We start from the raw sequence: 10,314 nt of genomic DNA on the forward strand, positions 1-10,314 counted from the left end.
TGGCGATTTACCACCGCAGATGCTCGCGTCAAACTGAAGCGGCTTTATCCCTCAATTCAACCTTGACTCTCTACTAGGAGTCCAGGGGCACGGGGCTGAGTGATGTCTGGACTTTGACAAAGATTGTTACGACGCTTGGCTTTCGATAAATCAAGTTCCTGAATGACATCTTCCCCTCGATCAAATTTTTTATCGAATTCTTCAGCTTGCATACGCCTAAAAATCTGAGTTGTCTGCTGTTTGAATTTCTTGCTCGTATTGCGCGATCGCTGCTTCAATTACTTCATTACTAACATCTGAGAGGTCAGATTTAGAGTAGATGGTGGCGAGTATGATTTCTGTATTAGTTTTCAGGTAGTAAATAACGCGATAGCCTCCACTTTTGCCCTTTTGAATGTTGCTGTTTTTGAGACGAACTTTGAAAACTTGGTATGCAATGCCAGCAATGCGATCGCCGGGAGTTTCACCTGCTTGAAGTTGGGCGATTAGAGATTGGAGGTCAGTACGAATTGAACGGTAGCGTTTGGCAAGGTCTCGAAGGTCTCGTTGGAAACGGGGAGTCAGGGCGATCGATGCGGGTGATGGTTCACTCTGCATCAATCCCCTCCCACAGTTTCGATAGAGGAATTGTTTGCCCAGCCAAAGCCTCGCGTAATCCTTGATGAATTCCTTCAATCATAGTTTCAGTAGGTGTTTCATCAGGATCAGGGTCGTCATCTTCGGAAAGTAAGACGATGACGCGAACGCGCTGGGGTTTGGTCACGTCTAGAGATCGATCGAGGGTCAGTTGTCCGCTCTCATCAATAGTTGCTGTGGCTTCAATTGCTCTCATACAGGGTGATGGTGGTGTTAATTGCGTCGATCCAATTTACTTCCAGTGAGTCATGATTTTCTGAATCAGCATGAATCAATCGCTCCGGTGGTGGTGATTAATCAATTTGTCATGGTTGGCTTCGTTCATGATGGCTCATCTTTCGAGGCTTGCAGTCGGTGACGGGCGGAAACGATCGCCTCATGCAGTTTGTTTTGCAGCACTTCTTTGGGAGGGAGTACGGTCAGGTATTCGGCGACATGAATGCCGCTTTTATCGAGTTCTAGGAGTTCAATCTGCTCTTGCTTTTTGCCTGCACATAAGATGATTCCCAATGGGGGGAGTTCGTCGCTCTCTTGTTCGTATTTGGCGAGCCAGCGCAGGTAAAGCTCCATCTGACTTTTATATTCGGGGCGGAAGTTGCCCAGCTTTAGCTCGATCGCGATGAGGCGTTTGAGTTTGCGGTTATAGAACAGCAAGTCGATGTAGAAGTCGTCGTTGTCGATTTGCAATCGCTTTTGGCGGGCGATAAAGGTGAACCCTGCACCCAGTTCTAACAAAAATTGTTCGATTTCTCGCAGGATGGCATCTTCAAGGTCTTTTTCGAGATAGCGATCGCTCAGATTTAGAAAATCCAGCACTAGCTGTTTTCGCAACTCCCTGGACTTTAGAAAGTGAACTATAAATGGAAGATGGATATCTTCTCTTTCTATGCGAATTCTGATTGTGAATCCAGAGTGTGAAGTCTTTGCAGAAAGCTCGCCTACCAGCACACAACGCCCAATTAGTTCCTTATTCCCATTTGAACGAACAGTTAATATATCTCCTTTTCGTAGGATATCTATTTCCTTTAAATCTCCATCTAGTGTCACAGAATCTAACTGATCTTCGTGAATCCAGAAATTGTTCTGAAAATCCTTCACACCAACAATCTTGATTGATTCACCTTTGCTATTTTTTGTGAAGTTGAGTCCGTTCCTAAAGGTTGCTATGTCCCCTAATCGCTTTTCAATCCACCCGTCGCCTCTCTGAGTGAAAATGGAATTTAGATAGCTTTCAAAGAATTTGTGGGTGTTGGTGAGGTTCTTTTCGGTGTTGGCGATCGCGCGATCGATTCCCTCGAAGGCTTGGTCTACAATCGCCACAATCCGCTTCTGCTCAGGGATTGGTGGTATTAGAATATTGATCGAGTTTAGCGATTTTTGGTTGAGCTTTGGCTGTGCCATGCCGCTCACATATGGTTCAAGGGAAATAGAGTTTAAATAATATTCGACAAAACTCTGCGTGGTTCTTTCAGCAAATCGAAGCACATGAGCATGGTTATTTACCCAAGCTTTTCCTCTAATTGAGAATGCTATTGGATAGGTTCGTGCCAGAAGATTGGCACCATCTTCAGAGACTAGAAGCAAATCCTCGTCAAAAATATAATCGGCAACATAATCAACAATGCCGGAAGCTCCATAGTAAGGAATAATTCCAGCTTTTCTTGAAGATTGGGTAACAGGCACTCGCTTACTATCGAGGTTCTCGCAGATGTCACCAAGATTCTTTGTCTCCCATTCCACTGCTGAATATTCCCCGTCCATTCTCACCCGCATACCACTCCCCCAATCCCTGCCAAAACCTCTTCACTCTCTACCTTAAAAGCTGCAAGCAGAACCGATATTTCTCTACACTTGTTCATAAGCAGCAATAAAATCATCTCGTGAAATGCCAGATTGAGTGCAGATACTTCTGAGCGTAGAACCCTTGATGCGGTTATGGTTGGCAGCGTTAAGGGAGTATTAGTTCCATCAGGATTTTGTCTAACCATAGAAATATGCTCCTTCTCTCTGACGATTGAAAACCCCAACCCCTCAAGCACTTTAATGACCTTTGCTTTGGGTGCATCAACTGGAAACTTTGCCATTACACGCTTGCCTCTGCCACAAAGGCTTCGAGGATTGAGGATTCAGATTCCAGTACCGATTGTCCAAACGTTTCGACATGAAATAAAATCGCAGAGCGTACATCATCGAGAGCTTCTTCGTAGGTATCCCCTTCACCCACTACAACACCCTGAATCCCTAATGGGTAAGCAACATAGCCATCGGGATGTTTTTCGACAATGATTTTGATATTTTTCATAACTATTTCTCCCAAATTACTTTGAAACCCCAAGGCAAGCTCATACAGTCTATCAACCGCCTAACATCCCCCCAATGCCAGCCAAAATCTCTGCACTCTCTGCATCCAATGCCGCAATCTCATCCATGATTTCCTGCGGTTCTCGGAGCGGAGATTCCGCTGCTTTATTCGGGTTCTTCACTGACAGATCAAACGACTCCCGTTCCACATCGGCGATATCCACCAGCCAAGATTTTTCAGTCTCGGCAACCGTAGCCTGTAACTCTACAAACTCTTGCAGGTCATCGTCATGCAGGGCATTAGTCTTGCCCATATTCCGTCCTGGGTCGAGTTGGTAATACCAGATTTTCTGAGTGGGTGTGCCTTTTTCAAAGAACAGCACTACCGTTTTAACTCCGGCTCCAATAAACGTTCCACCAGGGCAATCCAGAATCGTGTGGAGGTTGCAACTGCTGAGGAGTTCCTGACGTAGGGCGTGGGAGGCATTATCTGAGTTCGACAGAAACGTATTTTTGATCACCACTCCGGCTCTGCCGCTCACCTTCAGAATTTTGATGAAATGCTGCAAAAACAGGAAAGCCGTTTCCCCCGTTTTGACCGGGAAGTTCTGCTGAATTTCCTTGCGTTCCTTGCCGCCAAAGGGCGGATTTGCCAGAATCACATCAAAGCAGTTTTTGTCCTGAATATCGCTCAGGTTTTCGGTCAGCGTGTTGGTGTGGATAATGTTGGGTGCATCAATGCCATGCAAAATCATGTTCATGATGGCAATCACATAAGCGAGGCTCTTCTTCTCCTTGCCCGTAAACGTGCTGGTCTGAAGCTGCTCAAGCTGTTTCGTCGTCAGCTTGCCCTGGCGCAAATAGTCATAGCTCTCGCACAAGAACCCCGCCGACCCGCAAGCACCGTCATAGATGCGATCGCCAATCTGCGGCTTCACCACCCGAATTATGGCGCGAATCAGCGGACGCGGCGTGTAATACTCCCCCCCATTTCGCCCCGCATTGCCCATATTCCGAATCTTGGCTTCATACAGGTGCGAGAGTTCATGCTTCTCCTGCTGCGATCGAAACCGCAACTCGTCCACATACTCCAGCGCATCCCGCAGACTATAGCCGCTCTGAAATCGGTTCTTAATCTCGCTAAAAATCTCACCGATCTTGTACTCGATCGTGGCTGGGCTGGTAGCTCGTAACTTGAACCCCTGAAGGTAAGGGAATAGCTGTCGATTCACGTAATCAATCAGGTCATCGCCAATCAGAGCGTTGTCATGATCGACGGTGCCATCTGCCTTTTTTGGCGCAGCCCAAGACGACCACCGATGCGACCCATCCACAATGAACGTGTAAGACTTGCCCACTAGCTCGGCTTCCAGCGCCTTCTCATGCTCCAGGTCATCCAGATACTTCAGAAACAGCAGCCAGGACGTTTGCTCTGTATAGTCCAGATCTGTAGTGCAGCCCGCCTCCTTCCAGAGAACGTCATCAATGTTTTTAAACGTTTGCTCAAACATCTAGCTTTTCTACAGAGTTTTAGAGAGGAGAGTAAGCGATGGTGCTGCATATAACGCCGCCGCATCGACCGCAAGACTACTCTATCTTGGCATCAGGCGGCATAATTGAGAAGAGCGAATGACAAACTTTGACATTCCTTGCTGTTCACAGCAGAATTGGATAGTTCCTTCCGTTAGCCTTTTTCAAGGCTTTGCTTATGAACGTTTCCCTCACTCCAGAGCTTGAGCAATACGTCCACAGCAAGGTCAAGAGTGGTCGCTACCTCTCTGCCAGCGAAGTGGTACGAGAGGCACTGCGCTTGCTTGAGGAGCGCGATCGCTTGCGGGAGATACGTCTTACAACGCTCAAGAAGGAGATTGCGATCGGCATCGAGGAGCGCGATCGAGGAGAAGTCTTCGACAGCGAAGATGTGATTCAAGAACTGCTGGGACTTGAGTAGACTCGTCAGACTCTCTAATGCAAAATCGCTACACGCTCAGCGCTCAACCCTTTTCTTTCTTCAGAGCCGTGTCAACGCGCTTCAGCAGCCGAGTCACATTTTTGGTGATGCTTTCAAGTTCAGGAGTTCCCGGTTCAGCATAGGCTTTCTGCCAACGGGTTAGCTCAGTCTGCAAACGACGCAGCGACGTTGCAACAGTATTGCTGTCTTCCGTCCCAGAAAGCCGGACATCTGTCACACTTTCCTCGATATCCGTATTCAAATAGCGCCGAACCGTCCGAATACTCTTGCCGATAATCACTTCCAGGGCTGGTCGCAGAGCTTTTTCGCCCTTCGCTGGTCTTCCCTTCACATCCGCGTAACCCGAATCCCGCAATCGCTCGGCTAATGCTCGAACCTCCCCTGGTGTATAGTCCCTTCTCTTCTCGTTCTCTGTAACTTCAACTTGCAGCGCCAGGTCTGGATTTTCCTCAGCATCAAAATCGACCACTCTGACCGGAACGAGGTCGTTTGAAAATTGTTTTGCATAGGCAGTAGGATCTGCCTCTTTCAGCACAAACACTGCTGCTTTGCGATGTCCACCCGCTAGCAACCTGCCCCGTCTATCAACTACCAATGGTTCTAGAAGCCCCAGTACCGCGATCGACTCCGCTAAATCGCTCACATGCTGATTGCTCAGTTCTCTCGTGTCACTGGTGCGATCTAGAATCTTCCCTAACGGCAAAACCGACGGTCGAGATTGTTCTAATTCAGCCTTTGCTTCTGCTTCTCGATCCTTTGCCTGAATAGCAGTCCCTGCGGAATCGGCTGCATCCAACAATTCTGCTGCGCTGCGTCGTCTTGCCATTTCTGCTCCTTAATCCGTAGCTATTTCCATCACCCATTGCGCGATCGCGGTCAGTTCCGTCGCCGATCTCGATCGGGGCGCATAGTTCATCAAAGGTATCTGCTGCGCCCCAGCCTGTGAAAGGTTCGTGTCTTGATGAACAGTGAAGTGCTTAATATCAGAGTAGCGTTGCACTAACTGAGCTGGAAGCTCTTTATCTAATGCTCGTCGTTCATCAACTTGAGATAGAACCAATGCCCACTGCTTTGGTCCTCTACGCTCTCTATTTCGGTAGCTCTCCAAAATACCCATCACTCGGTTGGCTCCCATAATGGCGAAAGGGTGAGCATTGGTAACAACAAGCGTTGTCTGCGCTGCAACCAATCCTAAGCGCTCCAAACTTTCATTCCCTGGAGGGCAATCTAAAATGACCGCATCGTAGGGCATGACCTTCACCAAATCTGCCAGGTCTTCAGGATGGAGCGACTGGATTGTCTGATTTGTTAAATTGGGTCCACCTGGAAGCACATATAACCCTGACGCTGCTTCTAAAGGATTCGGTTGATTGCCCGTCAAAAGTTCAGCCGTGCCAGGTGCGGTCGGGTCTACTCCCAATGCGTAAGCTGCATTTGATTGGGGATCTAGATCAACAACTAAGACTTGCTTACCCTGCTTAGCCAGAACCGAGGCAACTCCACAGGCGATCGTGGTCTTGCCAACTCCTCCTTTTCTTGCCGCCACAGCAACCCGATGTTGCGTCATGTATAACCCACGTCATGTCTATAAGTAAACGATACAGGCTTCGCTATCAATAAGAACCGCTATTTTCTAAACTCTTGAGAAACCCTTCTTAAAAACTAATGAGTAAGGTTGCCTTCACTCCACTGAAATATTTCGTTCAGCAAACTACAGGCTGAATGGCTGAACGCTAGACCTTCAAGGAGAACTCTCAATTAACGCTTGACCAGCCGAATGGGTTCGATTGAGGACAATACTTCTGGCGGTTCCTATGGCTACCGGATGTCGAAGATGGCATTGTCGATGGCAGGGAAGTCGCTAGCGTATGACCTAAAGGGACGCGGGATTGCAGTCGCAATTCTGCATCCAGGTTTAGTGCAAACTCGCATGACCGGATTTACGACCCATGGAATTACGCCAGAAGTTTCTGTGCAGGAATTACTGCAACGGATCGATGCAATGACTTTAGAGAATACCGGAACGTTTTGGCACGCGAATGGAGAAGTGCTGCCTTGGTAAAATGCTCGCATTGTTTACAAGCCTATCTCTAGAGTCATTCCAGCACAGCGCAATCGGTGTGCCAACACATCCCCTAACCCAGTTGCAGGCGTGAGAATTCCGCCCCTTGTCTGCCCTCCGGGTAGCTCCTCCCCGTGCAATGCCAAACTCAGAGCAGATTCACACACCAGCTTGACCGTGGCTCGATTGCCAGGATCGCCCTGATCCCGAATCAGTCCCCGGACTTTGCGCCCATCGATCGCCGTCCCCACAAGTTCGCAGGAGAACCAACCTTCGTTCATCGTTTGCTCAGACGGTCCGCTGCCAGCTTGCGGCAGCATCGGCTGGAGCAGCGATCTCACCTGTGGCTGTTGAAAAAGAAGTCCCGCAACGAGTCCAAGTCCTGCTGTCACGCCCGCTGCTTTTAGCCCTGCAAATGGTTCATCAAACTTGAGGTACTCCTGATAGATAAAGTCCCTTCCATACGGTTCCTGCCATTCCTCATATAGCGCAACACTGCGACGAACTACACGAGTATTCACAGGTGCCATGAAAAAAGGTGCAACCCACGTGTTGAGGTCTGCATCAAAGGCTGGCATTTGAGGATCGCGGTTACGATCCAAATCAGCTTGAGTCTGTGTCTTCACGGGATTCAGCAGAAAGGGTTCGCTCATCTGTGCGCCCGCTCCTGAATCGTAGAGATGAAACGCAGATGCCAGAGTCCCACCGTTAAAGCCACCCGCTGCTTGAAAGTACGCATTCACTTGCTGGCAAGACGTATTGAATTCGCGTTGTAGATGCCGAACCATCAAGTAAGTGCCGAGGTCAGAGGGAACGGAGTCAAACCCACAGCAAGGAATGATGCGTGTGCCGTCGATCGCTGCCTGCGCCTGATACCGATCGATCAGCCTTCTGACCCACGGCGTTTCTCCCGTAATGTCTACATAGTGCGTTTTGAATCGAACACAGGCATCAACTAAAGCATTGCCATAGCGCGCAAAAGGTCCAGCCGTGGTGAGAATGACTTGGGTTTGAGCGGCGATCTCATCGATGGCTGGCTGATCCTGACTATCGGCAACCAGCACATCTACGCTTACACCCATCTCATCTCGAACCGCTTCTAATCTCTGGCGATTTCGTCCTGCTATTGCCCAGCGCACTGAGTCAGAAACGTGATTGGCAAAATAGTGGACGGTCTGTTTGCCAACAAAGCCACTGGCACCATAGAGAACGACATCATAGGAACGATCAGACATTGCAGCAAGATTCCTAGCACTAGACGACTCATCTATCCTGCAACAGGAGTTCATAACAGGCAACTACACAAAAGGAGAAAAATTCCCTTGCTTTAGGGTGGTTACGACACGGTGCCAGGACTTATCCTGAGTTGCTCAAAGCGTTGGATGACGCATTCTCAGAAGTGACAAAAGAGGATTGGTTGGGTTGGTTTACGCACTGTTGTTACCGTACTTAACTAGGTTGATAAACGCTATATACGCCAAAGCCATTGAGATGCACGTTTTGACTTTGGATCATGTCAATCATCATCCAGCAAAGCGTTTGCAGGTGACGAGCATCCTGCCACACGATGCCATATTGACGCAGAAAATCATTCAACGCATTATAGAGTCGGGAAGTGGGAGCCATTGTTTTTGCTGTTAGGTGTGGTAACTTTCCAGCATAAATCATGCTCTCCTTCCCTTCTAGCCTGCCTTTCATCCCAAAACAGTTTTGTCAGTCAACCAGGACGCAGGACTGAATCTGCTCATCTTCAAGCTTTAGCGCTTTTGGTGCTTCCTGATTGCAGCGCGATGTAGTCATGAGCGCCTGTTTAGCTCTTGACAACCACAGTAGACTTTCGAGGAGTAAACGACGATGCAACATCAAGGCGAACGGCTGGCACTGGGTCAAGAATGCATTCCAGCGAGTGAAGCAGCCATTATTCAAGCCATTGAGCAGATTAGTTTGACCTTGCTGAAGACCGATTATCCTGGTAACATTCGACCCGCCAAGCGGGATGCCCATGCCAAGCATCACGGCTGCGTCAAAGCTGAATTCATCATTGAGAACCATCTGCCTGAGGCGCTCAAGGTGGGGCTTTTCCGGGAACCGCGCACGTTTCCGGCCTGGGTGCGCTTTTCCAACGGGGCTCGTGAATCGCAGGCGGATGCGAAGGGAGACACGCGCGGAATTGCTGTTAAGCTATTGGGTGTTGAAGGTGAAAAGGTGCTAGAGGGCGAAAAGCATTTGCAGACTCACGATTTCACCCTGGTGAATCACCCTGTCTTTGCGATTCGGAACGCGCAGGATTACCTAGATTTATTTAACGCAATGAGCTACCGCATCCGCAACTGGTCTGAGTATAACGCCGGATTGAAACCAAGAGGAAGCCTGACGTTCTGGGTCGATGAATCGGCTCTGGAGTCGTGGATTGTGCCAACCTTCAGCGGTAAACCGGGTGCTTCACTGCTGTATAGCAATTTAGCCATCACCACGATGGTGACGCTGAAATCGATTTATGGACTGGCAGGACGACAATGCCAGGGATTCGTGGAATCGGTGTTTGAACTGATGGGCATCAAGTTGCCAGTGCCCGACCATAGCACGGTGTCTCGGCGACTGGGCAGCCTGTCCATCGTGCTTCCTGTATTACCGAAAACAGACGCGAAGCATGTGGTCGTAGACTCGACGGGGGTGAAAGTGTATGGCGAAGGGGAGTGGAAAACGCGGCAACACGGCATCAGTAAACGGCGGACTTGGCGTAAACTGCACCTCGGTGTTGATGAGCAAACCGGAGAGATTCTCGCGGCTTTTGTCACCACCAATGCCATCAGCGATGGGCAAGTATTGCCGGAATTATTAGATCAAATCGACGGAGACATCGACCAAGTTTCCGGCGATGGAGCGTATGACCAACGGCAATGTTACGATGCCATTCGAGACCGCAAAGCTAGGGCAACGATTCCCCCACGCCGAGGGGCCAAGATTTGGAAACATGGCAACACTCAAGGAGAACGGCACAACCGAGATGAGAATCTCCGTCGCGTCCGGAAAGTTGGGCGTAAAGCCTGGAAACAAGAGAGCAACTACCATCGCCGTTCATTAGCAGAAACGACAATGTTCCGCTTCAAGACGATCTTTGGGGGGAGTCTCAGTTCGCGTGATTTTGACAATCAAGCTGTGGAGTTGGTGATTAAATGTGCAGCTCTCAATCGCATGATCCAGATCGCAAAACCCGATAGTTATCGAGTTGAAGCTTAGTTAATAGTGTTCTCAAGGTTAAGTCTGGGAGCATCCCACCTTTGCGATGAGTATTCATACTCAGTGCCAACCTCGCCATTCAATTGGACAATCTAATAGAAGT

At 49.0% G+C, this 10,314-nt stretch carries 13 protein-coding genes and 1 pseudogene; 4 read left to right on the forward strand and 10 right to left on the reverse strand.

Annotated elements, in window-relative coordinates; genetic code table 11:
• Nucleotides 1-216: 216 nt before the first annotated feature.
• The 6 genes from C7B65_RS25980 to C7B65_RS26010 form a co-directional block, all read right to left on the reverse strand.
• Nucleotides 217-597 (reverse strand): type II toxin-antitoxin system RelE family toxin, encoded by a 381-nt coding sequence (locus tag C7B65_RS25980; RefSeq protein ID WP_073075261.1) that lies wholly within the window; start codon nucleotides 595-597, stop codon nucleotides 217-219.
• Entirely contained in the window at nucleotides 587-832 is a 246-nt protein-coding gene (locus tag C7B65_RS25985) for a type II toxin-antitoxin system RelN family antitoxin (protein WP_073075262.1), read from the reverse strand. Before C7B65_RS25985 ends, C7B65_RS25980 begins: the two co-directional genes overlap by 11 nt.
• Nucleotides 833-957: 125 nt before the next feature.
• Complete coding sequence (locus C7B65_RS28590) at nucleotides 958-2,397, reverse strand: PDDEXK nuclease domain-containing protein (protein WP_244913298.1); 1,440 nt, start codon at nucleotides 2,395-2,397, stop codon at nucleotides 958-960.
• 2 nt (nucleotides 2,398-2,399) lie between these two features.
• On the reverse strand, nucleotides 2,400-2,720 hold the full coding sequence (locus C7B65_RS26000) for a type II toxin-antitoxin system HicA family toxin (RefSeq protein WP_219898748.1): 321 nt from the start codon (nucleotides 2,718-2,720) through the stop codon (nucleotides 2,400-2,402).
• Nucleotides 2,720-2,938 (reverse strand): type II toxin-antitoxin system HicB family antitoxin, encoded by a 219-nt coding sequence (locus tag C7B65_RS26005; RefSeq protein WP_073075263.1) that lies wholly within the window; start codon nucleotides 2,936-2,938, stop codon nucleotides 2,720-2,722. Before C7B65_RS26005 ends, C7B65_RS26000 begins: the two co-directional genes overlap by 1 nt.
• A 52-nt stretch (nucleotides 2,939-2,990) precedes the next feature.
• Entirely contained in the window at nucleotides 2,991-4,448 is a 1,458-nt protein-coding gene (locus tag C7B65_RS26010; protein ID WP_073075264.1) for a class I SAM-dependent DNA methyltransferase, read from the reverse strand.
• Nucleotides 4,449-4,645: 197 nt separating this feature from the next.
• Between C7B65_RS26010 and C7B65_RS26015 the strand changes: the two genes are divergently transcribed.
• Entirely contained in the window at nucleotides 4,646-4,888 is a 243-nt protein-coding gene (locus C7B65_RS26015; RefSeq protein ID WP_073075265.1) for a type II toxin-antitoxin system ParD family antitoxin, read from the forward strand.
• Between the two features lie 43 nt (nucleotides 4,889-4,931).
• On the opposite strand, the gene C7B65_RS26020 is transcribed toward C7B65_RS26015, so the two are convergent.
• Both C7B65_RS26020 and C7B65_RS26025 read right to left on the reverse strand, forming a co-directional pair.
• Nucleotides 4,932-5,735, reverse strand: coding sequence for a ParB/RepB/Spo0J family partition protein (locus tag C7B65_RS26020; protein WP_073075266.1), 804 nt, complete (start codon nucleotides 5,733-5,735; stop codon nucleotides 4,932-4,934).
• A gap of 9 nt (nucleotides 5,736-5,744) precedes the next feature.
• Nucleotides 5,745-6,476, reverse strand: a complete 732-nt coding sequence (locus C7B65_RS26025) for a ParA family protein (protein WP_073075267.1) — start codon at nucleotides 6,474-6,476, stop codon at nucleotides 5,745-5,747.
• A gap of 210 nt (nucleotides 6,477-6,686) precedes the next feature.
• On the opposite strand from C7B65_RS26025, the gene C7B65_RS26030 reads away from it, so the two are divergent.
• Complete coding sequence (locus C7B65_RS26030) at nucleotides 6,687-6,971, forward strand: Rossmann-fold NAD(P)-binding domain-containing protein (protein WP_244913297.1); 285 nt, start codon at nucleotides 6,687-6,689, stop codon at nucleotides 6,969-6,971.
• A 14-nt stretch (nucleotides 6,972-6,985) separates the two neighbouring features.
• Here C7B65_RS26030 and C7B65_RS26035 read toward each other — a convergent pair whose 3' ends face one another.
• Nucleotides 6,986-8,206, reverse strand: coding sequence for a saccharopine dehydrogenase family protein (locus C7B65_RS26035; RefSeq protein WP_073075268.1), 1,221 nt, complete (start codon nucleotides 8,204-8,206; stop codon nucleotides 6,986-6,988).
• A 214-nt stretch (nucleotides 8,207-8,420) separates the two neighbouring features.
• Nucleotides 8,421-8,597, reverse strand: coding sequence for a hypothetical protein (locus C7B65_RS28190; protein WP_181314509.1), 177 nt, complete (start codon nucleotides 8,595-8,597; stop codon nucleotides 8,421-8,423).
• Between the two features lie 228 nt (nucleotides 8,598-8,825).
• On the opposite strand from C7B65_RS28190, the pseudogene C7B65_RS29045 reads away from it, so the two are divergent.
• Together C7B65_RS29045 and C7B65_RS26045 are read left to right on the forward strand one after the other, a co-directional pair.
• A pseudogene (locus C7B65_RS29045) lies at nucleotides 8,826-9,272 on the forward strand (catalase); the annotation flags it as partial.
• 9 nt (nucleotides 9,273-9,281) lie between these two features.
• The gene (locus C7B65_RS26045; protein ID WP_083583267.1) at nucleotides 9,282-10,211 is read left to right on the forward strand and encodes an IS5 family transposase; all 930 of its coding nucleotides are present in this window, start codon (nucleotides 9,282-9,284) and stop codon (nucleotides 10,209-10,211) included.
• The last annotated feature ends 103 nt before the right edge of the window (nucleotides 10,212-10,314 follow it).

It is taken from the genome of Phormidesmis priestleyi ULC007, assembly GCF_003003695.1.
Taxonomy (GTDB): domain Bacteria; phylum Cyanobacteriota; class Cyanobacteriia; order Leptolyngbyales; family Leptolyngbyaceae; genus Phormidesmis_A; species Phormidesmis_A priestleyi_A.